Source organism: Streptomyces sp. MS191, from assembly GCF_008042125.1.
Classification (GTDB): Bacteria; Actinomycetota; Actinomycetes; order Streptomycetales; family Streptomycetaceae; genus Streptomyces.
Genome location: NZ_RDBI01000054.1, coordinates 367,625 through 388,359, shown reverse-complemented (window position 1 = coordinate 388,359; position 20,735 = coordinate 367,625). Strand labels below are relative to the sequence as shown.

Below are 20,735 nucleotides of genomic sequence, written 5' to 3'. Positions count from 1 at the left end.
GGAACGGGGACGGCGGGAGCCGAGAAGGCGGGAGCCGGGGCCGGGGCGCTGTCCGGCTCGCGGTCCGGGAAGGCCGCCGGGCGGAGCTCCCGGCCGGGACCGACGTCGGGAAAGAGGGACCGCACCGCGGACGTCAATTGACCGTCACGGGCGCTCATGGTGTACTCCGGAGCGTGACCGACACCGATGTGCGCCTGTGGCGGAGGGTCCATATGGACCTCGTCCGCTACGCGGGCTGCGTGTGTCGCCCGTCCTGCTGAATTCGCCCCTCCCTCGCGCGCTCCTCCACGCCGTCGCCGACTCGTCGGCGTACCCGCGCGCCTCTCCCGCGAACTTCCAGGACGGTCCTCCGTGTCCCAGCACGCCTCCGTGTCCGCGCACGCCTCCGTGGTCCCGCACGCCGCCGAGCCCTCCCCTGTCCCGGCCGAACCCACCGCCGCCGACCTCCTCGACTTCGTCCGCCGTACGGCGTCGGACACCGCGTTGATCGACTCGCTGCCCCTGGATCCGGAGGGCCGGACCTGGGTGCGGCTCGACGGACCCGGCGGCAGCGAAGCCTGGCTGATCGGCTGGCCGCCCGGCACCGGCACCGGCTGGCACGACCACGCCGAGTCGCACGGCGCCTTCACCACCGCCCGCGGCACGCTGAAGGAGAACTCGCTGGCGGTGCGCCTGCCCGCGAGCGGCTGGAAGACCCTGGAACTGGCCGACGACGTCGACCGCCGGCGTGAACTGACGGCCGGCAGGGGGCGCGCGTTCGGCCGGCACCACGTGCACGAGGTGCTCAACGAGTCCCCCGACACCCACGCCGTGTCGGTGCACGCGTACTATCCGCCGCTCCCGCTGATCCGGCGCTTCAGCCGCTCGGGCGCGGTACTCCGTCTGGAGCAGGTCGAGCGACCGGAGGACTGGCAGTGAGCGACGAACGCGTCGGCATCGACGAGCTGTTGGAGCGGGTCAGGTCCGGCCTGGACCGGATCGAGGCCCGTGAGGCGCACCAGGCGTACGAGGCGGGTGACGCGCTCCTGGTCGACACCCGCTACGCGGCGCTGCGCGAGAGGGACGGCCTGATCCCGGGCGCGCTGGTCGTGGAACGCAACGAGCTGGAGTGGCGGCTCGACCCGCTCGGCAGCCACCGCGCCCCCGAGGCGGACCGTCACGACCTGCGGGTGGTGGTGTTCTGCAACGAGGGCTACGCGTCCTCGCTCGCCGCCGCCTCGCTGCGACAGCTGGGCCTGCACCGGGCGACGGACGTGATCGGCGGCTTCCAGGCCTGGAAGGCGGCGGGCCTGCCGGTCCTGCTGCCCCGGGCGATCCGGGAGTAGCACCACCGGGGCGGTCGCGGGCCCCGCTGTTCCACCTCGTGCAGGTAGGCGAGCCGGTCGTCCGGGCGCGGCCGGACCCGGTCGCGTGGAGCCCGGACACCTCCTAGAAGGGCTCGTCCAGCCCCTCCGTGTCCTCGCCCTCCTCCTCCAGCGCCTGCCGGACGACCCGCAGGGCCATGCCCTCGGGGTAGCCCTTGCGGGCGAGCATGCCCGCGAGGCGTCGCAGGCGGCGGTCGCGCTCCAGGCCGCGGGTGGCGCGGAGCTTACGGTCGACGAGCTCGCGCGCGGTGATCTCCTCCTGCTCGGAGTCGAGCTGCCCCACCGCCTCCTGGATCAGCGAGGGGTCGACTCCCTTGGTCCGCAGCTCCCTGGCCAGGGCGCGGCGGGCCAGGCCCCGGCCGTGGTGCCGGGACTCCACCCAGGCATCGGCGAAGGCGGCGTCGTCGATCAGCCCCACGTCCTCGAAGCGGGAGAGGACCTCCTCCGAGACCTCGTCGGGGATCTCCCGCTTGCGCAGGGCGTCGGCGAGCTGCTTGCGGGTGCGTGGAGTCCCGGTGAGCAGGCGCAGGCAGATCGCCCGCGCCCGCTCAGCCGGATCCTGGGGCGACAGCTCCTTCTCGGCCCTCGACGAGTCGGGGCTGTCGCCCGGCCATTCGGTACGCCGGGTCACCGTGTCAGCTCTTGGCCGCCGGGGCCGCCTTGGTCGCCTTGGTGGCCTTGGCCGCCGTGGCCGGGACGGCCTTGGCCGCCTCGTCCGTGGCGGTCGCGGCACCCGCGGCCTCCGCGCCCGGCTCGGCCGCGGCTGCCTCCGGCCGCACTCCGACGCCCAGCTTCTCCTTGATCTTCCGCTCGATCTCGTCGGCGAGATCGGGGTTGTCCTTCAGGAAGTTGCGGGCGTTCTCCTTGCCCTGGCCGAGCTGGTCGCCCTCGTAGGTGTACCAGGCACCGGCCTTGCGGACGAAGCCGTGCTCCACGCCCATGTCGATCAGGCCGCCCTCGCGGCTGATGCCCTGGCCGTAGAGGATGTCGAACTCGGCCTGCTTGAACGGCGGCGCGACCTTGTTCTTGACGACCTTGACGCGGGTGCGGTTGCCGACCGCGTCCGTGCCGTCCTTGAGGGTCTCGATGCGGCGGATGTCCAGACGCACGGAGGCGTAGAACTTCAGCGCGCGGCCACCGGTCGTGGTCTCCGGCGAGCCGAACATGACGCCGATCTTCTCGCGGAGCTGGTTGATGAAGATCGCGGTGGTCTTGGACTGGTTCAGCGCGCTGGTGATCTTCCGGAGGGCCTGGCTCATCAGGCGGGCCTGGAGACCGACGTGCGAGTCGCCCATCTCGCCCTCGATCTCCGCGCGCGGGACGAGCGCGGCGACGGAGTCGATGACGATCAGGTCGAGGGCGCCGGAGCGGACCAGCATGTCGACGATCTCGAGGGCCTGCTCGCCGTTGTCCGGCTGGGACAGGATCAGGTTGTCGATGTCGACGCCGAGCTTCTTGGCGTACTCGGGGTCGAGGGCGTGCTCGGCGTCCACGAAGGCGACCTGGCCGCCGGCCTTCTGCGCGTTCGCGACGGCGTGCAGGGTCAGGGTCGTCTTACCGGAGGACTCCGGTCCGTAGATCTCCACCACACGGCCGCGCGGCAGGCCGCCGACGCCGAGGGCGATGTCCAGGGCGGTCGAACCGGTGGAGATCACCTCGATCGGCTCCTGGGTACGGTCACCCATGCGCATGACGGCACCCTTGCCGAATTGCCGTTCAATCTGTGCGAGCGCGGCTTCGAGCGCCTTCTCGCGGTCGGTTCCTGCCATGGGTTCCACCCGGTTTGCTTGAGTCGATCGCTTCATGTGAAAGACGCTATCCCCTGCCACTGACAATGGGCCTCGGCGTCTCTCCGACCTGTGGACAACTCGGCCACAACCCCGTGATTCCAAGGGCCGGAACCCCATAAGAATGGATGTTCGATTTTGGTGTCAAGCGCACCACGCCGACGACACCACCCCCGCGCGACCCCGCTCCCGGCCGGTCCGCGGGCCGCAACCCGGCTCCGACGGACCGTCCGGCCCCACCGACCCGCCCACCACGTCCCAGGGGGACCCCCGATGATCCGTGTCGTACTCGCCGACGACCAGACCCTGGTCCGCGCCGGGTTCCGCTCGATCCTGGCCGACGAGGACGACATCGAGGTGGTCGGGGAGGCCGGCGACGGGGAGCAGGCCGTCGCGCTCGCGCGCGAACTGCGACCGGACGTGGTCCTGATGGACATCCGGATGCCCGGCCTGGACGGCCTGGAGGCCACCCGGCGCATCACCGGCGACGCCCGGCTGGAAGGGGTCCGGGTGATCATCCTGACCACCTTCGACATCGACGACTACGTCTACGGCGCCCTGCGCGCGGGGGCCTCCGGTTTCCTGGTGAAGGACACCGAGCCGATGGAACTGCTGCACGGCGTACGGGTGGTGGCGCGGGGTGACGCGCTCATCGCCCCGGCCGTCACCCGCCGCCTGATCGCGGAGTTCGCCGGCCGTAGCCGGCAGCCGGACCCGAGCCCGCGCCTGAACGCGTTGACCGAACGGGAGCGTGAGGTGATGGGCCTGGTGGGGGCGGGGCTCTCCAACGACGAGATCGCGCGGCGGCTCGTCCTGTCCCCGGCGACCGCCAAGACGCACGTCAGCCGCATCATGACCAAGCTCGACGTCCGGGACCGGGCCCAACTGGTGATCCTCGCGTACGAGTCGGGGATGATCACGCCGGGCTGGCTCGGCTGACGGCTGTCCCGGCGGCCTTCCTTGGTCCGACCCCCCTCCCTCGCCAAGAGCGGCACGATCGGCAAGACACCCCCTAGGGGATGACGCCGCCCGCCCGCAACTCCGGAGGTACGGCCCCGGCGGAGGGCGCAACCGAGGGGGTACGCCGGTTGTCCACCGGCGGGCGACGCGGTGACCGCAGGCGTACGCCGACGCTGGCCGCGTGAATCCAGAAGTCCTCGACCTCGCCCGGCTCCAGTTCGCCCTGACGGCGGGCGGCCACTTCCTCTTCGTCGCCCTCACCCTCGGGCTGGCGACCGTCGTCGCCGTGCTCCAGACCGTGGCGACGATCGGGCGCAAGCCGCTCCACGCGCGCATGGTCCGCTTCTGGGGGCAGCTGTACGTGATCAACTACGCGGTCGGGATCGTCACCGGCATCGTGATGGAGTTCCAGTTCGGCATGAGCTGGAGCGGGCTCACGCACGAGGCGGGCAACGTGCTCGGCGCCTCGCTCGCGGTCGAGACGATCGTGGCGTTCTTCGTCGAGTCGACCTTCCTGGGCCTGTGGATCTTCGGCTGGAACCGGCTCGGACGGTGGGCCCATCTCGCGACGATCTGGGTCGTCACGCTCACCGCGTACCTCTCGGCGTACTGGATCCTCGTCTCCAACGGCTTCCTCAACCACCCCGTCGGCCACCGCACCGACGACGGCGAGCTCGTCCTGGACGATCCGGTGGCCGTGCTGACGAATCCGTCCGCGCTGCTGGCCTTCGGGCACGTCCTCGCCGGGGCCCTGCTCACCGCCGGTTTCTTCATGGCCGGGGTCAGCGCCCACCACCTCTTCCGACGGACGGCCGAAGGGGAGTTCTTCGGACGGAGCCTGCGCATCGGGGTGTTCCTCGCCTTCCCCGCGCTGATGGTCACCGCCGTCTTCGGTGGCCTCCAGTTCTCCGCGCTGAGCACGTTCCAGCCCATGAAGTCGGCCGTCTTCGGCGGGAAGGCCGCCGAGATCGCACGCGTGCAGGCGGACCTGACCGCGCGCTACGGCCCCGGCGACTACGTCCCCTCCGAGGCGTGGACCCGGGGCGGAGGCCTGGTCATGCTCCTCTGCTTCGCGCTGATGATGTACCTCACCTTCGCCGGAGTGATCCTGGCCTGCTTCAAGAAGGCCGTCCTCCGCTTCCGGCTGTGGCATCTCGCCCTGATGGCCGCGGTGCCCCTGCCCTATCTCGCGATGATCGGCGGCTGGGTCTTCCGTGAGGCCGGCCGTCAGCCCTGGGTGGTCTACGGACTGCTGAGGACCGAGGACGCCGTCTCCGACCTCTCCCCCACCACGATGCGGATCTCGCTGGCCGTCTTCACCACGCTCTTCGTGCTGCTCCTGGTCCTCGACACCTGGCTGCTGGTGCGGCACGCCCGCCGCGGCCCGGTCGACTCGGGGCTCGGCCACGACGACCGGACCGTCTCCGAGGACCCGGTCGCCTCCCTGCCCGCCACACGCTACTGAGGAGCGGACCGTGCACTCTCCCGAGACTCTCGCCGTCGTCCTGCCGGCCTTCTTCGCCACCGGCTGGTTCATCCTCGGAGGCTCCGACATCGGCACCGGGATGCTCCTGCCGTACCTGGGCCGGACCGCGCGCGAAAGGCGCCTGGTCATCGCGTCCTTCGCGCCGTTCTTCCTGGGCAACGAGGTCTGGCTGATCGCCACCGCCGGCGTGCTCGCCGGCTGCTTTCCCACGCTGGAAGGGGAGTTGCTGGCGGGCCAGTACCCCGTGCTCGTCGCCCTGCTGACCGGCTGGGTCGTCCGGGACACGGGGCTGTGGTCGCGCGGCCGGGTGCGGACGGACGGGGGAGGCCGCCGGCGCGCGCTGTGCGACGCGGCGGTGGTGTGCGGCAGCTGGACCGTCGCGCTCTCGGCGGGACTGCTGCTCGCCGCCCTGCTGACCGGGGCGCCGTACGAGCCCGTCGGCGGCCCGGCGGGCGTGCTCGTCGCCCTCGCGGTCGCCGCCCTGTTCGCCGTGCACGGGCTGGGCTTCGCGACGCTGCGGCTGACCGGACCGCCCTATGAGCGGGCCCGGCTGCTGGTGGGACGGAACGGCCCGTGGCAGTCGTTCGCCCTCACCGCCGTCCTCCTCGGTGCGCTCCCGCCGGCCGCCGGCGGCACCCTCCCGCTCGCCGCGCACGCGGCGGACCCCGCCACGCTCGCCCTTCTCGTCCCCGCGCTGCTGGTCGTCACCCCGTTCCTGGTCGCCGCCCAGGTGTGGACCTGGATCGCCTTCCGGCGGCGGGTGACCGGCCCTTCCTACCTCTGACCACCGGCCGCTTCCGCGTCCCCTCCTCGCGCATCCCCCATCCGCCTTCCCCCACCTTCACGGCTCGCACCGGGCCCCTCGACAGGAGAAACGATCATGACCGTCACGCGGGACAGCGATCCCCCGGTCACCCGTCGGCGCGGCAGCGTCTTCGAGCGGCTGGCCGCCCTCTCGTACCGCCGCCGCTGGACCGCGGTGGTGCTCTGGATCGTGGTGGTGGCCGCGGCGACCGGCGCGTCGACCGCCGTGGGCAGCGCCTACCACAACGACTTCTCCCTTCCCGGGACCGATGCGCAGGCGGCCCGGACCGTCCTGGAGCGGCACGGCTCCGGCCAGGCCGACGCGACCCTGCAGATCGTGGTCGAGGACGCGCGTGGGATACGCGACGCCACGGTCACCGCGCGCGTGGAGGGGCTGCTCGACCGGGTGGCGCTGCTGCCCGGTGTGTCGGACGTCCGCAGCCCCTACGAGGACGGGGCCGCGGTCTCGCGGGACGGGACCGTGGGCTACGCGACCGTGACACTCGACGAGGAGGCGGAGAACACCGACCGGGCCCAGGTCCTGAAGATCGTCGAGACCGTGCGCGCGGCCCAGGGCGACGGTCTGGCGGCCGCCGTCGGCGGCGAGGCGGCCCGCGGCGCCGAGGAGGGCGGCGGAGGCGCGGCGGAGGGGGCGGGCATGCTGGGCGCCCTGGTCGTCCTGGTCTTCCTGTTCGGCTCGCTGGTCGCGGCGAGCCTGCCGGTGATCACCGCGGTGTTCGCGGTCGCCGCCTCGATCGGGCTGATCGCCCTCGCCTCGCATCTGGCGGACGTCGCCGACTTCACGCCGCCGATCATGATGCTGGTCGGTCTCGGCGTGGGCATGGACTACGCCCTGCTGATCTTCTCCCGTTACCGCGGAGAGCTGCTGGCGGGCGCCGAGCCCGAGCAGGCCGCCCGTACCGCGCTCGACGCCGCGGGCCGGACCGTCTTCTTCGCCGGCTGCACGGTGATCATCGCGCTGACCGGGCTGGTGGCCCTGGGGCTCGGCTCGCTGCAGGGCGTCGCGCTCGCCGTCGCCCTGACCGTCCTGGTCACCATGGCCGCGTCCCTCACCCTGCTCCCGGCGCTGCTCGGCGTCTTCGGCGGGCGGATCCGGCGGCAGGTCGCCCGGCGCGCGGCGCGGTCCGTGCGGGTCGAGGGTGCGGGCTGGCGGCGCTGGGCGGCGGGGGTGCAGCGTCGGCCGTGGGCGGCCCTGCTGCTCTCCCTGGCTGCCCTGGGGGCCCTGGCCGCGCCGGCTCTCGACATGCGTCTCGGCTTCGCCGACGCGGGCAACGACGCCCCGGCGAAGTCCAGCAGGCAGGCGTACGACCTGCTGGCCGAGGGCTTCGGCCCCGGCTTCAGCGGACCGCTGATCGTGGTCGTGGACGGCGGTGCGGCCCCCGGCACCGGCGGGGACGCGGGTGCGGACGTGGCCGCCACCGCCGGGGAGCTGCGGCGACTGCTGGACGGGACGGACGGCATCGCGGCGACGACACCTCCGATCCCGGCCGGGGATCCCGCCGTCTCGACGGTGATCGCCTTCCCGGACTCGGCCCCGCAGGCGGCGGCGACCTCGGAGCTGGTCGACCGGTTGCGCGCGGAGGTGCTGCCCCCGCTGGAGCGGACCAGTGGCGCCGATCTGCTGGTGGGCGGCCCCACGGCGGCGACCGAGGACTTCGCCTCCACCGTCTCCGCCCGGATGCCGCTCTTCGTCTCGCTCGTCGTCGGGCTCTCGGCCGTGCTGCTGCTCCTGGTGTTCCGGTCCGTCCTGATCCCGGTCAAGGCCGCGCTGCTGAACCTGGTGAGCATCGGGGCGGCGCTGGGTGTGATCACCCTGGTCTTCCAGCACGGCTGGTTCGGGGTGCAGCCCGGCCCGATCGAGGCGTTCATCCCCGTGATGATCTTCGCGATCGTCTTCGGGCTCTCGATGGACTACGAGGTGTTCCTGCTCTCCCGCATCCACGAGGAGTGGCAGCGCACCCGGGACCCGCAGGGCGCGGTCCGCGAGGGGCTGGCGGCGACCGGGCGGGTCATCACCGCCGCCGCGGCGATCATGATCGTGGTGTTCGCGGCCTTCGTGCTCAGCCCCGACCGGATGCTGCAGCAGTTCGGGCTCGGACTGGCGGTGGCGATCCTGCTCGACGCCGTCGTCATCCGCTGCCTGATCGTGCCGGCGGTGATGCAGCTCCTCGGCCGCCGCGCCTGGTGGCTCCCCGCGCCGCTGCGCCGGATCCTTCCGGAGGTACGCCTGGAGCGGGACTGACCGAGGAGGTCCGGCACGGCGGACCGGCCGGCGGAGATCCGGTGGCAGGAGACCGGCCCGCCGCCCGGTCCGCGAGCCCGGCCCGCCGACCGGTCAGGCGCCGTCGCTCGGGGGCCCGGGCGGCTCGGCCGGCCCCGCGGAGTCCGGGGCCGTCGCCTGGCCCTGCTCCCGCTTGTGGTGCAGGGCCTTCTGCAGCCGGGCGACCACGGCCTCCCCGTACCGCCGGTGGCCGTGGACGCGCGGGTCGTCGGTCACGTCGTACCGCTTCACGTACGCGCCGAGGAACGCCTGCAGGGTGGCGACGGCGGGGATCGCGATCAGCGCGCCGACGGCGCCGAGCAGCGCCGTGCCCGCGATCACCGAGCCGAAGGCGACCGCCGGGTGGATGTCCACGGTCTTGGAGGTCAGCTTCGGCTGGAGCATGTAGTTCTCGAACTGCTGGTAGACGACCACGAAGATCAGCACCCACAGCGCGTACCAGGGGTTCACGGTGAACGCGATCAGCATCGGCAGCGCGCCCGCGAGATACGTGCCGATGGTCGGGATGAACTGCGAGACCAGGCCGACCCACACGGCGAGCGCGGGCGCGTACGGCACCCCCAGGATCTCCAGCAGGACGAAGTGCGCGACGCCGGAGATGAGGGCCATCAGGCCGCGCGAGTAGAGGTATCCGCCGGTCTTGTCGACGGCGATCTCCCAGGCGCGCAGCACCTCGGTCTGGCGGGCCGGAGGCAGGACGGAGCAGAGCGCGCGGCGCAGCCGGGGCCCGTCGGCCGCGAAGTAGAACGAGAACAGGAAGATCGTCAGCAGCTTGAACAGCCCGCCGAGGACGGTGGCGGAGACGTCCAGGACTCCGGTCGCGCTGTTCTGGACGTACTTCCGCAGCCAGTCGGAGCGCAGCACGCTGTCCTGCACCTCGACCCGGGAGAGGTCGGTGTGGAAGGTCTGGTTGATCCAGTTGATCAGCGAGTCGAGGTACTTGGGGAAGTTCTCGACCATGTCGACGATCTGGCCCGCGAGCATCGAGCCGAGCAGCACGACGAAGCCGACGCTGACGATGATCACGCCGAGGAAGACGAGGAAGGTGGCGAGGCCGCGGCGCATGCCGCGGGCCGCCATGCGGCCGACGGCGGGCTCCATGGCGAGCGCGAGGAAGAAGGCCAGCAGGATGTTGACGAGCAGGCCGACGAGCTGGTGGAAGGCCCAGCTGCCCAACTGGAAGCAGGCGTAGAGCGTGAGGGCGAGCACCAGGGCGCGGGGCAGCCAGCGGGGCATCCGCGCCGCGGCGGCCCCGGTCCCGCCGGGTGCGCCGGCGGGGGACGCGAGCGGTCCCGGGGCGGCGGTCGCCTCGGAGGCGGCGGCTGCCGCGGGCACCACGGAGGCTCTCCGTCCGGTCGCCCCCTCCGCCCGGCCGTTCACCGGGAGGCCCGTGGGCGTCGGCTCACGGGTCGTGTCTGCGTTGTCGCCGGTCTCGTCGGTCTCGTCAGTCGGTGCCACCCCGCCAGTCTCGCGCACCGCGCGGACGTTCCGTCCCGCCGCGGGCGGGTACCCGGCCCGGCCGCGCCGGCGCGGGGGCGACGCGCCCGGCCGCGCAAGCCGGTCTCAGCGCCGGTCCGCGGGAACGTCGACGGCCGAACAGACCGCCCGCCAGACGTCCTTCGCCTCCCAGCCCGCGTCCAGCGCCTCGTGCACCGTACGGCCTCCCAGCTCGGCCATCACGTGATCCCGCGCGAAGGACTCGGCGTAGGACGCCCCGAAGTGGTCCGCCATCCGTTCCCAGAAAATCGTCAACCGCATGCCCCCAGTATCCCGCTCCCAAGAGTGCAGCCCGGTCCGTAACCCTTGTCACACGCTCCGTGCGGCCTACCGTCGGACCATGGCTGGAACTCCTCTCGCGGCGTCGCCCGCGGCTCCGTACGCGACTCCCCTCGCGCGCGCCGAGCACTTCGTCTGGCTGACGGCCCGCGTCCTCGAACAACGCCGCTTCGCCTACCACTTCCTGCGCGGCGGCGCGGAACCGGTCGAGGTCGCCCTCGCGGCGTACCTCAACGAGGACGGCGGCTACGGCCACGCCCTCGAACCCGATCTGCGGGGTCCGGTGAGCCAGCCGCTGCACACCGGGCACGCGCTGCGGGTGCTGGACTCCATCGGCCGCTGCGGCGGGCTGCGGGTCGAGCGGATCTGCCGCTATCTCACCGAGATCTCGACGCACGAGGGCGCGCTGCCCGCCGTGCACCCGTCCCAGCGCGGCTATCCGGCCGCGCCGTTCGTCCCGGTGGTCGACGACCCGCCGGCGGCGCTGCTGTCCACCGCGCCGGTCGTGGGGCTGCTGCACCGCAACCAGGTCTGGCACGCGTGGCTGTTCCGCGCCACGGAGTTCTGCTGGGCGGCCGTCGAGTCGCTGGAGAAGTCGCACCCGTACGAGGTCGAGGCCGCGGTCGCCTTCCTGGACGGGGTCCCCGACCGGTCGCGGGCGCAGGCGGCCGGGGACCGGCTCGGGCGCATGGTCCGGGAGCAGGGACTCGCGGTCCTGGACCCGGACCGTCTCGACGACTTCCCGGTGGCGCCCGGGTACGCGCCGGGCGAGCACCACTATCCGTACGACTACGCGCGCGTCCCCGACTCGCTGGCCCGGCGGTGGTTCACGGACGAGGAGATGCGCCGGTCGCTGGACCATCTCGCCGCCGCGCAGGAGGAGGACGGGGGCTGGCCGGTCGCCTGGCGGCAGTGGGCCCCCGGCACGGCGCTGGAGGCGCGTCCGATCGTGACGATCGAGGCGTTGCGGACGCTGCGCGCCCACGGCCGCCGGATCGAGTGACCTCCGGAGCGCCGGCTTCCGCCGCCGGCACCGCGCAGGGCGGGCAGGCGGGGCACTCGGCGCCGCGCCGCCCGGCGCGGGTGGTGCCGCGGCGGGTGCGGGACGTGCCCCGGGTGCGGCAGGCGCCGACGGGGCGCGGGCACGCGCCCCGCCGCGTCCTCGCTCAGCCGCCGAGCGCCCGGACGCCCGCCGTGACCACCACCGCCGCCGCGACCACGATCAGGAAGGGCGCGCGCAGGATCAGTGCCACGGCCGCCGCCGCGAGTCCCGCGGCCCGGGCGTCCAGCACCAGCCCGCCGCCGGCGCTGAAGGTCTGCTGGGCGGTGAGCGCGGCCAGCAGGGCGACGGGCAGCAGGGCCGCCAGCCGCTGGACGACGGGCCGCTCCAGGGCGCCGGCGGGGACCAGCAGCCCCAGCAGCTTGACCCCGTAGCAGCCGACGGCGGTGAGGCCGATCGCGATCCAGACGTTCATCGGGCGTCCTCATGGTCCTCGGCGGGCCGCGGGACGGCATCCGCGCGGGGCGCGGGATCCGCCGCGTCCCCGGCGGTGGTGCCGTCGGCCGCGGCGGCGCGGCGGCCCCGCGCCCAGAGCACGGCGGGCGCGGCGAGCGCCGCCGCGAGCACCGGGACCCCGGCCGGCAGCACCGGCAGCAGCCCGAGGCCGAGCAGCACCGCGAGCCCGGCGGTGGTGCGCTCGGTGGCCGTGCGGAGCATGGGCGCCAGCAGCGCCAGGAAGGTGGCGGGCCCGGCCGCGTCGAGTCCCCAGGCGCTGGTGTCGCCGATGGCCTCGGCGCCGAGCGCGCCGAGGAAGGTGGTCAGGTTCCACAGCAGGTAGAGCGTGAGTCCGGTGACCGTGAAGCCGAGCCGGACGGCCCGCCGGCTCGGTTGCGCCAGGGCCACCGCCGCGGTCTCGTCGATCACCCAGTGCGCGGCGAACGGCTTGACCGCGCGGGGCAGGGCGAGGAGCTGCGAGAGGCGCAGCCCGTAGAAGGCGTTGCGGGTCCCCAGGAAGAACGCGCCGGCCGCCGCCGTGAACGGGTTCCCGCCCGAGGCGAGGGCGCCCACCAGGGCGAACTGCGAGGCGCCGGTGAAGACGAGCAGGCTGAGCACGCAGGTCTGGAGGAGGGTGAGACCGGACCCGGCGGAGGTCACGCCGAACGCGAAGCCGGAGAGTCCGACGGCGACGCCGACGCCGAGGGCGTCGCGTACGACCGCCGCGTCCGCCTTGGCGGGGGCGGCGTCGGCCCGTATGACGGGGGGAGCTGTCTGTTCTGCCACGTCAGGGACGTTACGGGTCCCGGCGGCCCGCGGTCTTGTACGTTCTTGCGCGCTGGTACGCCCCCGGCGGGACGCCGACGCTCCGCGCGAAGTGCCGGGTGAGGTGCGGCTGGTCGGTGAACCCGACGGCGACGGCCGCCTCGGCCGGCGCCGTACCCGCGTCCAGGAGCCGCCGCGCCCGGCGCACGCGGGCGTCGGTCAGCCAGGTGTGCGGCGGCATCCCGTAGGCGTCCCGGAAGGCCCGCAGCAGTGCGAAGGGGCTGGTCCCGAGGTCGGCGGCGAGCTGCTCCAGGGTCGGCGGGTCGGTCATGCGGGCTTCCAGGACGGCACGCGCGCGTGCCGCGTTGCGGGCGCCGGCCGAGCGGGGCGCGAGCGGGGTGCCGATCCGGCCGCCGTGGCTGCGCAGCATCCGTGCCGTGACCAGCCGCAGCAGGCTGTCGGCGGCGAGGGCGTTGCCCTCCTCCGCGGCCCGGTGGACGCCGACGACGAGCTGGGCGGCGTACGGGTCGTCCACGACGGGGTCGCTGAAGCCGACGGACCCGCGCAGCGCGAGGGTGTCGGCGGCGATCGACCGGATCAGCCCGGCGTCCGGGTAGATCGTGCGGTACGTCCAGCCCTCGGGCACGCSSGCGTGCCCGGTGTGCGAGGTGTCGGGGTTGACCAGGGCGATCTGTCCGGGGCCCGCGTACACGAGGTCGTCGCGGTAGTGGAAGGCCTCGACGCCCTCGGTGATCGCGGCGAAGACGAAGGTCTCGTGGGTGTGCCGGGCGAAGGCCTTGCGGACGTAGTGGGCGTGCAGCAGGTCGACCCCGGGCAGCTCGGGGTACTGCCAGTACCGTGCTCGCTCCCCTGTCGCCATGCCCCCATTCTGCGCCAGGCGCTCGGCGCGGCGCCCGGCACGGGCGGTCCGGACGTCCCCGGGGCACCGGCGCCGGCCGCGGGTTCCCGCGGGTCCCGGCGGTTGTCAGTGCCGGGGTGCACGATGGAGGGCATGGTCACGTCCGCGCTCGACGCCTTCTCCCCCGCGACCCGCGGCTGGTTCACGGGGGCCTTCACCGCGCCCACCCCGGCGCAGGAGGGGGCCTGGCAGGCGATCGGCGCGGGCTCGGACGTGCTCGTGGTGGCGCCGACCGGCTCGGGCAAGACCCTCGCCGCGTTCCTGGCGTCCCTGGACCGGCTCGCCTCCACGCCCCCGCCCGCCGACCCCAGGAAGCGCTGCCGGGTGCTGTACGTCTCGCCGCTGAAGGCCCTCGCGGTGGACGTCGAGCGCAACCTGCGCTCCCCGCTGACGGGGATCCGCCAGGAGTCGGTCCGGCTCGGGCGGCCCGAGCCCGACGTCAGGGTGGGCATCCGCTCCGGCGACACCCCGCCCGCCGAGCGGCGGGCGCTGGCCACCAAGCCGCCGGACATCCTGATCACCACCCCCGAGTCGCTGTTCCTGATGCTGACGTCGGCCACCCGCGACGCGCTGTCGGGCATCGAGACGGTGATCCTGGACGAGGTCCACGCGGTCGCCGGGACGAAGCGGGGCGCGCACCTCGCGCTGTCGCTGGAGCGGCTCGACGAGCTGCTGCCGCGCCCGGCCSGCCGGATCGGCCTGTCGGCGACGGTCCGGCCGGTGGACGAGGTGGCCCGCTACCTGTCCCCGCAGCGCCGCGTCGAGATCGTCCAGCCGCCGTCGGGCAAGGAGTTCGACCTGTCGGTGGTCGTGCCGGTGGAGGACATGGGCGAGCTGGGCGGTTCGCCGGCGTCCGAGGGGCGGGAGGGCGGTGACCGGCCGTCGATCTGGCCGCAGGTCGAGGAGCGCATCGCCGACCTCGTCCAGGCCCACCGCTCCACGATCGTGTTCGCCAACTCGCGCCGGCTCGCGGAGCGCCTGTGCAACCGCCTCAACGAGATCGCGTACGAGCGGGCCACCGGCGAGGCGATGCCCGAGGGCCCGCCGCCGGCCGAGATCATGGCCCAGTCCGGTGCCGCCCACGGCGCGCCGCCGCTGCTCGCCCGGGCGCACCACGGCTCGGTCTCCAAGGAGCAGCGCGCCCAGGTCGAGGAGGACCTGAAGGCGGGCCGGCTGCCGGCCGTGGTCGCCACCTCCAGCCTGGAGCTGGGCATCGACATGGGCGCGGTGGACCTGGTGGTCCAGGTCGAGTCGCCGCCCTCGGTCGCCTCCGGCCTGCAGCGGGTGGGCCGGGCCGGACACCAGGTCGGCGCCGTGTCCACGGGCGTGGTCTTCCCCAAATACCGCGGTGACCTGGTGCAGGCGGCCGTGGTCACCGAGCGGATGCGCAGCGGTGCCATCGAGTCGATGCGGATCCCCGCCAACCCCCTGGACGTCCTCGCCCAGCAGCTGGTGGCGATGGTCGCGCTGGACAGCTGGCAGGTGGACGACCTGCTGGCGACCGTGCGGCGGGCGGCGCCGTTCGCCTCGCTGCCGGAGTCGGCGTTCACCGCCGTCCTGGACATGCTGGCCGGCCGCTACCCCTCGGACGCGTTCGCCGAGCTGCGCCCGCGGGTGGTGTGGGACCGGGTCACCGGGACGGTCACCGGCCGGCCGGGCGCGCAGCGGCTCGCCGTCACCTCGGGCGGCACGATCCCGGACCGGGGGCTGTTCGGCGTCTTCCTGGCCGGTGCGGACCCGAAGAAGGGCGGCGGCCGGGTCGGCGAGCTCGACGAGGAGATGGTGTACGAGTCCCGGGTCGGGGACGTCTTCACCCTGGGGACGACGACCTGGCGCATCGAGGACATCACCCGGGACCGGGTCCTGGTCTCCCCCGCGCCCGGTGTACCGGGCCGGCTGCCCTTCTGGAAGGGCGACCAGCTGGGCCGCCCCCTCGAACTGGGCCGTGCGGTGGGCGCGTTCCTCCGCGAGGTCGGTTCCCTCCCGGCCGAGGACGCGCGCCTGCGACTGGTCGCCGCGGGCCTGGACGCCTGGGCCGCGGACAACGTCCTGGCCTATCTCGACGAGCAGCGCCAGGCGTGCGGACACGTGCCGGACGACCGCACCATCCTGGTCGAGCGGTTCCGGGACGAGCTCGGCGACTGGCGGGTCGTCATCCACTCCCCCTTCGGGGCGCAGGTGCACGCCCCGTGGGCGCTCGCGCTCGGCGCCCGCCTCTCCGAGCGGTACGGGCTGGACGCCCAGGTCATGCACGCGGACGACGGCATCGTGCTGCGGCTGCCGGACGCCGACCTGATGGGGCTCGACCTCCTCGACGACCCCGGGGCGCCGGACGGGCGGTCCGACACGACGTACGACGCGGACCAGGCTCCCGTCGGCGCGGCCGACGCCCTCTTCGACAAGGGCGAGATCGGCCAGATCGTCACCGACCAGGTGGGCGGTTCGGCGCTCTTCGCGTCGCGTTTCCGCGAGTGCGCCGCGCGCGCCCTGCTGCTGCCCAAGCGCAACCCGGGCAAGCGCACCCCGCTCTGGCAGCAGCGCCAGCGCGCCGCCCAACTGCTCCAGGTGGCGAGTGAGTTCGGTTCGTTCCCGATCGTGCTGGAGGCGGTCCGGGAGTGCCTGCAGGACGTCTTCGACGTTCCCGGGCTGACCGAACTGATGGGGGACATCGAGTCCCGCCGGGTCCGCCTGGTCGAGGTCACCACCCCCGAGCCGTCCCCGTTCGCCCGTTCCCTGCTCTTCGGCTACGTCGCCCAGTTCCTCTACGAGGGCGACTCGCCGCTCGCCGAGCGCCGCGCGGCCGCGCTGTCCCTGGACTCGCGGCTCCTGGCCGAACTCCTCGGCCAGGCGGAGCTGCGCGAGCTGCTCGACGTGGACGTGCTCGCGGAGCTGGAGCGGGAGCTCCAGTGGCTCACCGAGGAGCGCCGGATCAAGGACGTGGAGGGCGTGGCGGACGTGTTGCGCGTCCTCGGTCCCCTCACCGACGCGGAGCTGGTGGAGCGGGGTGCGGACCCGGACTGGGCGCGGGAGCTGTCCGGGGCCCGCCGGGCCATCCGGGTCCGGATCGGCGGCGCCGAGCACTGGGCGGCGATCGAGGACGCCGGCCGGCTTCGGGACGCCCTGGGCACGGCGCTGCCGGTGGGGGTGCCGGAGGCCTTCACCGAGCCCGTGAAGGACCCGCTGGGCGACCTGCTCGCCCGGTACGCCCGCACGCACGGGCCGTTCACCTCCTCGGCGGCCGCGGCCCGCCTCGGCCTGGGCGCGGCGGTCACGGACGGCGCGCTGCAGCGTCTCGCCGCGTCGGGCCGGGTCGTCCAGGGCGAGTTCCATCCCTCCGGCATCGGCCAGGAATGGTGCGACTCGGCCGTGCTGCGCAGGCTGCGCCGCCGGTCCCTGGCCGCCCTGCGGCATGAACTGGAGCCGGTGCCCCCGGCCGCGCTCGCCACGTTCCTGCCCCAGTGGCAGCACCTGGGCGGGCACGGACTGCGCGGGATCGACGGGCTCGCGCGCGCGATCGAGCAGCTGCAGGGTGCCCCGGTGCCGGCCTCGGCCCTGGAGAAGCTCGTCCTGCCGTCCCGGGTGGGGGGCTACTCCGCGGCCCTGCTCGACGAGCTGACGACGACCGGCGAGGTCCTGTGGGCGGGGGCCGGTTCGCTGCCCGGCAAGGACGGCTGGATCTCCCTCTATCTCGCCGACGCGGCGCCGCTCCTGCTCCCGCCGCCGCACCCCCTGGAGCTCACGGCCCTGCACGAGTCGGTCCTGACGGCCCTGACCGGCGGCTACGGCCTGTTCTTCCGCCAGATCGCCGACCAGGTCCGGGCCACCACGCACCCCGACGCGACCGATCCGCAGCTCGCGGACACCGTCTGGGACCTGGCCTGGTCGGGGCGGCTCACCAACGACACGCTCGCTCCGCTGCGCGCACTGCTCGGCTCGGGCCGCACGGCGGGCTCGACGGCCCACCGCGCCAAGCGCACCGTCCCGCGCGGCCGGTACGGCACGCTCGGCGCCACCCGCCCGGCCTCGCGGACCGGCCCGCCGACGGTCAGCGGCCGCTGGTCGTTGCTTCCCCCGGTGGAGCCGGAGCAGACGCTCCGCGCGCACGCCCTGGCCCGTACGCTCCTGGACCGGCACGGCGTGGTCACCCGGGGCGCGGTGGCCGCCGAGGGCGTCGAGGGCGGTTTCTCGGCGGTGTACCGGATCCTGTCGGCCTTCGAGGACACCGGTCAGGCCCGCCGCGGCTACGTCGTGGAGGGGCTGGGCGCGGCCCAGTTCGCGATGGACGGCGCCGTCGACCGGCTGCGGGCGGCGGCCACCGCGCGCGACCGGGGCGCCGAGGCGGGCGCCGGTCCGCGGGCGGTGGTGCTGGCCGCGGCCGACCCGGCCAACGCGTACGGCGCCGCTCTGCCCTGGCCGGAGCCGCCGACCGGGGCGGGGCACAAGCCGGGCCGCAAGGCGGGGTCGATGGTCGTCCTGGTCGACGGCGAACTGACGCTGTACATGGAGCGGGGCGGCAAGACGGTGCTGTCCTGGCCGACCGAACCCGACGACCCTGCGCTCCACGCGGCCGCCGAGGCCCTGGCGGCGGCCGCCCTCGCCGGCTCGCTGGGCACGGTCACGGTGGAGCGGATGAACGGAACCGCTGCGCTGACCTCGCCGCTGTCCAAGACCCTGGAGGCCGCGGGCTTCCACGCCACTCCCCGGGGGCTGCGCCTGCGCCCCTGACCGCCCGGCCACCGGATCGGGTGGCGGCACGCGTGCCGCCACCCGGCCCGGGCGTCACCCCTGCCGGTCCTCGGCGGCCGCCCGCCGGATCGCGGCGAGCGTCCGGCCCACGTCCTCGTCGGTCGTCGACCAGTTGCTCACCGAGATCCGCATCACGCGCCGCCCGTGCCAGGTGGAGCCGCTGATCCAGGCCGTTCCGTCGTCGAGCAGCCGGGCCAGGACCCGGTCCGTCCGCTCGTCGTCGCCGAACTCGGCGCACACCTGCGTGAACACCACGTCGTTCAGGACGCTCGCGCCGTCGATCCCGGCGATGCCGGACGCGAAGGCGGAAGCGTGCCGGCACAGCCGCTCGACGAGGTCGGCCACGCCGGACCGGCCGAGGGACCGGAGCGCCGCCCACACGGGGAAGGCCCTGCCGCGCCGGGAGAGCTCGGGGACCTTGTCGATCGGATCGCCGTGCTCGTGCTGGATGAGGTAGTCGCCGCGCTGTCCCATCGCCGCCCGGAGCGCCGACGGGTCGCGCACGAGGGCGAGACCGCAGTCGTAGGGGACGTTGAGGGTCTTGTGCGCGTCGGTCGCCCAGGAGTCGGCGTCGGCGCAGCCCGCCGTCAGGTGGGCGTACCGCGGGGAGGCCGCCGCCCACAGCCCGAACGCGCCGTCCACGTGCACCCACGCGCCCGCCTCCCGGGCGGCCCGCACGGTGTCGGCGAAGGGGTCGAAGGCGCCGGAGTGGATGTCACCGGCCTGGAGGACCACGAGCGTGGGTTCCCGCCCGCCCGCCGCGACGGCACGGCGCAGGGCCTCCGGATCGACGCGCCCCTGGGCGTCCGCGCTCACGAGCCGGGGCCCGCCCAGCCCCAGGTAGCGCAGGGCCAGGTCGACGGCCATGTGGCGGGACTCGCCGGCCAGGACGCGGACGGGTGGGCCGCCGGCGAGGCCGTCGCGGGCGACGTCCCAGCCGGCCCGGCGCAGCACGGCGTCCCGCCCGGCGGCGAGGCAGGTGAAGTTCGCCATCGTGGCGCCCGTGGTGAACCCGACGGAGGCGCCGTCCGGCAGACCGAGGAGATCGAGCAGCCAGGTCGCGGCGATCTCCTCGGCCGCCGCGTAGGCGGGGGTCACGGCGCGCATCACGCAGTTCTGGTCCCAGGCGCTCACCAGCCAGTCGGCGGCGAGCGCGGCTGGCTCGGTGCCGCCGACCACGAATCCGTAGAAGCGTCCGCCGGGAAACGCGGTGAGCCCCGGCTCGCAGGCCGTGGCCAGCAGATCGACGACGTCCGCGGGCGGACTGGGTCCGTCGGGCAGATCGGCACCGAGCGCGCGCACGACCTCGTCGACGGTGGCACGGGCGGGTACGGGGCGGTCGGGCAGGCTCGTCAGCCAGCGGACGCCATGGTCGTACGCCTGCCGGAGCGCCGCCTCGCGCGGGTCCATACCTCGGACTATGGTCCGGCCGACCCGGCCCCGCAAGCCGGCGGCTGCCCGCCCGTACCCGCGCCGCGAATCCGCTGGCCCGCCGGTCCCGGTGGCCCGTAGCATCCGCCCATGATCGAGAAGATGGCGGAATACCCCGGCCAGAACCCGTCCCGGGCCCCCGAGGACGCGGAAGCGCGTCGGGAGGTCTGCTGGCGGGGCCGGGGGATCGCCTTCGCCGCGCTCGACGTCGACGACGCGGAGCAGATCCACGCCTGGCGCAGCGACCCGGTGGCCGCGTACGAGATCGGCATGTGGCCGCGCGCCCTGTCCGGCGTGCGCGAGCGCATCGAGCGCGATCGTGACGACAACGACCGCGACGACTTCCTCGTCCTGCTCCCGGACGGCACTCCGATCGGTCACATCGCCCTGATCGACCAGGACGTCGTCGACGGCACGGCCGAGATCATGCTGATGACGGATCCCGGCCGGCGCGGCCGGGGCCACGGCACGGACGCCGTGAACGCCCTGGTCGACCTCGCCTTCGGCGAACTGCCCATGCACCGCGTCCAGGCCGTCACCCACACCACCAACACCGCGGCCCTCGCGGTCCTGGCGAAGGCCGGCTTCGTCCAGGAGGGGGTSCGCCGTTCCGCCTGCCTGCACCGCGGCCGGCGGCACGACGTCGCCGTCCTGGCCCTGCTGCGGGACGAGTGGGTGGCGCTCCCCCGCCCCCGGTCGTGGGACGAGCCGGTCGCCGGCTGACCGCCCCGGCGGCCCCCGCCTCGGCGCCCCGGTCGCGCGCGGTGGCCGCCGCCCGCAGCCGGTCGACGGCGCCGTCCATCGCGAACTGGGCCGCGCCCAGCCCCTCCACGACGTAGCCGCGGCGGGCCTGACCGGTGTCCTCGAAGGCCGACAGGATCCGGTACACCGCCGAGAAAC

The 20,735-nt window shown here is 74.3% G+C and carries 18 protein-coding genes and 1 pseudogene; 10 read left to right on the top strand and 9 right to left on the bottom strand.

The annotated features are described in order from the left end of the window. The first annotated feature begins 173 nt into the window (after positions 1-173). From EAO71_RS40115 to EAO71_RS24810, 3 genes are all read left to right on the top strand, one after another. Positions 174-260, top strand: a complete 87-nt coding sequence (locus EAO71_RS40115) for a putative leader peptide (protein ID WP_311605579.1) — start codon at positions 174-176, stop codon at positions 258-260. 109 nt (positions 261-369) lie between these two features. Next, positions 370-918 (top strand): cupin domain-containing protein, encoded by a 549-nt coding sequence (locus EAO71_RS24815; RefSeq protein WP_147980051.1) that lies wholly within the window; start codon positions 370-372, stop codon positions 916-918. Further along, a complete protein-coding gene (locus tag EAO71_RS24810; RefSeq protein ID WP_187282807.1) occupies positions 915-1,325 on the top strand; it encodes a rhodanese-like domain-containing protein in 411 nt (136 codons plus the stop codon). The genes EAO71_RS24815 and EAO71_RS24810 overlap by 4 nt, the downstream gene beginning before the upstream one ends. A gap of 103 nt (positions 1,326-1,428) precedes the next feature. Here the strand turns inward: EAO71_RS24810 and recX are convergent, their stop codons facing one another. Together recX and recA are read right to left on the bottom strand one after the other, a co-directional pair. Beyond that, entirely contained in the window at positions 1,429-1,995 is a 567-nt protein-coding gene (gene recX / locus EAO71_RS24805) for a recombination regulator RecX (protein ID WP_147980010.1), read from the bottom strand. A 4-nt stretch (positions 1,996-1,999) separates the two neighbouring features. Continuing rightward, on the bottom strand, positions 2,000-3,133 hold the full coding sequence (gene recA / locus EAO71_RS24800; RefSeq protein WP_187282806.1) for a recombinase RecA: 1,134 nt from the start codon (positions 3,131-3,133) through the stop codon (positions 2,000-2,002). A gap of 291 nt (positions 3,134-3,424) precedes the next feature. Between recA and EAO71_RS24795 the strand changes: the two genes are divergently transcribed. The 4 genes from EAO71_RS24795 to EAO71_RS24780 all read left to right on the top strand — a co-directional run bounded on the left by EAO71_RS24795 (position 3,425) and on the right by EAO71_RS24780 (position 8,664). Continuing rightward, positions 3,425-4,090, top strand: coding sequence for a response regulator (locus EAO71_RS24795; protein WP_147980009.1), 666 nt, complete (start codon positions 3,425-3,427; stop codon positions 4,088-4,090). A gap of 202 nt (positions 4,091-4,292) precedes the next feature. Beyond that, positions 4,293-5,576 (top strand): cytochrome ubiquinol oxidase subunit I, encoded by a 1,284-nt coding sequence (locus EAO71_RS24790; RefSeq protein WP_147980008.1) that lies wholly within the window; start codon positions 4,293-4,295, stop codon positions 5,574-5,576. A 10-nt stretch (positions 5,577-5,586) separates the two neighbouring features. Next, positions 5,587-6,381 (top strand): cytochrome d ubiquinol oxidase subunit II, encoded by a 795-nt coding sequence (locus EAO71_RS24785; RefSeq protein ID WP_147980007.1) that lies wholly within the window; start codon positions 5,587-5,589, stop codon positions 6,379-6,381. Positions 6,382-6,477: 96 nt separating this feature from the next. Beyond that, positions 6,478-8,664, top strand: coding sequence for an MMPL family transporter (locus tag EAO71_RS24780; protein ID WP_147980006.1), 2,187 nt, complete (start codon positions 6,478-6,480; stop codon positions 8,662-8,664). A 93-nt stretch (positions 8,665-8,757) separates the two neighbouring features. Here EAO71_RS24780 and EAO71_RS24775 read toward each other — a convergent pair whose 3' ends face one another. Continuing rightward, positions 8,758-9,939: an AI-2E family transporter gene (locus EAO71_RS24775; RefSeq protein ID WP_147980049.1), complete on the bottom strand. Its 1,182-nt coding sequence runs from the start codon at positions 9,937-9,939 to the stop codon at positions 8,758-8,760. Positions 9,940-10,266: 327 nt separating this feature from the next. Next, positions 10,267-10,461, bottom strand: coding sequence for a DUF3046 domain-containing protein (locus EAO71_RS24770; RefSeq protein WP_147980005.1), 195 nt, complete (start codon positions 10,459-10,461; stop codon positions 10,267-10,269). A gap of 79 nt (positions 10,462-10,540) precedes the next feature. Here EAO71_RS24770 and EAO71_RS24765 point away from each other — a divergent pair, with 79 nt between their 5' ends. Further along, positions 10,541-11,482 carry a hypothetical protein gene (locus tag EAO71_RS24765; RefSeq protein ID WP_147980004.1) on the top strand — a complete coding sequence of 314 codons (942 nt, stop codon included), beginning with the start codon at positions 10,541-10,543 and terminating at the stop codon, positions 11,480-11,482. A gap of 163 nt (positions 11,483-11,645) precedes the next feature. On the opposite strand, the gene EAO71_RS24760 is transcribed toward EAO71_RS24765, so the two are convergent. From EAO71_RS24760 to EAO71_RS24750, 3 genes are read right to left on the bottom strand one after another with little or no spacing between them, the layout of a single operon-like run. After that, positions 11,646-11,954 carry an AzlD domain-containing protein gene (locus tag EAO71_RS24760; RefSeq protein ID WP_147980003.1) on the bottom strand — a complete coding sequence of 103 codons (309 nt, stop codon included), beginning with the start codon at positions 11,952-11,954 and terminating at the stop codon, positions 11,646-11,648. Next, positions 11,951-12,760 carry an AzlC family ABC transporter permease gene (locus tag EAO71_RS24755; RefSeq protein ID WP_261992323.1) on the bottom strand — a complete coding sequence of 270 codons (810 nt, stop codon included), beginning with the start codon at positions 12,758-12,760 and terminating at the stop codon, positions 11,951-11,953. Before EAO71_RS24755 ends, EAO71_RS24760 begins: the two co-directional genes overlap by 4 nt. Positions 12,761-12,770: 10 nt before the next feature. Beyond that, complete coding sequence (locus EAO71_RS24750) at positions 12,771-13,619, bottom strand: AraC family transcriptional regulator (RefSeq protein ID WP_147980002.1); 849 nt, start codon at positions 13,617-13,619, stop codon at positions 12,771-12,773. A 132-nt stretch (positions 13,620-13,751) separates the two neighbouring features. Here EAO71_RS24750 and EAO71_RS24745 point away from each other — a divergent pair, with 132 nt between their 5' ends. Then, the gene (locus EAO71_RS24745; protein ID WP_147980001.1) at positions 13,752-18,383 is read left to right on the top strand and encodes an ATP-dependent helicase; all 4,632 of its coding nucleotides are present in this window, start codon (positions 13,752-13,754) and stop codon (positions 18,381-18,383) included. A 54-nt stretch (positions 18,384-18,437) separates the two neighbouring features. Here the strand turns inward: EAO71_RS24745 and EAO71_RS24740 are convergent, their stop codons facing one another. Beyond that, positions 18,438-19,814: a pyridoxal phosphate-dependent decarboxylase family protein gene (locus EAO71_RS24740; protein WP_147980000.1), complete on the bottom strand. Its 1,377-nt coding sequence runs from the start codon at positions 19,812-19,814 to the stop codon at positions 18,438-18,440. Positions 19,815-19,925: 111 nt separating this feature from the next. Here EAO71_RS24740 and EAO71_RS24735 point away from each other — a divergent pair, with 111 nt between their 5' ends. Then, entirely contained in the window at positions 19,926-20,558 is a 633-nt protein-coding gene (locus EAO71_RS24735; RefSeq protein ID WP_261992322.1) for a GNAT family N-acetyltransferase, read from the top strand. Here EAO71_RS24735 and EAO71_RS40315 read toward each other — a convergent pair. Next, positions 20,440-20,735 (bottom strand): annotated as a pseudogene (locus EAO71_RS40315) (Lhr family helicase); the annotation flags it as partial. The gene EAO71_RS24735 and the pseudogene EAO71_RS40315 overlap by 119 nt on opposite strands.

Bases quoted from the DNA above. Each gene is read 5' to 3' on its own strand.
- recA (WP_187282806.1), bottom strand. From the start codon at position 3,133: ATGGCAGGAACCGACCGCGAGAAGGCGCTCGAAGCCGCGCTCGCACAG.
- EAO71_RS24795 (WP_147980009.1), top strand. From the start codon at position 3,425: ATGATCCGTGTCGTACTCGCCGACGACCAGACCCTGGTCCGCGCCGGG.
- EAO71_RS24780 (WP_147980006.1), top strand. From the start codon at position 6,478: ATGACCGTCACGCGGGACAGCGATCCCCCGGTCACCCGTCGGCGCGGC.
- EAO71_RS24775 (WP_147980049.1), bottom strand. From the start codon at position 9,939: ATGCCCCGCTGGCTGCCCCGCGCCCTGGTGCTCGCCCTCACGCTCTAC.
- EAO71_RS24770 (WP_147980005.1), bottom strand. From the start codon at position 10,461: ATGCGGTTGACGATTTTCTGGGAACGGATGGCGGACCACTTCGGGGCG.
- EAO71_RS24765 (WP_147980004.1), top strand. From the start codon at position 10,541: ATGGCTGGAACTCCTCTCGCGGCGTCGCCCGCGGCTCCGTACGCGACT.
- EAO71_RS24760 (WP_147980003.1), bottom strand. From the start codon at position 11,954: ATGAACGTCTGGATCGCGATCGGCCTCACCGCCGTCGGCTGCTACGGG.
- EAO71_RS24740 (WP_147980000.1), bottom strand. From the start codon at position 19,814: ATGGACCCGCGCGAGGCGGCGCTCCGGCAGGCGTACGACCATGGCGTC.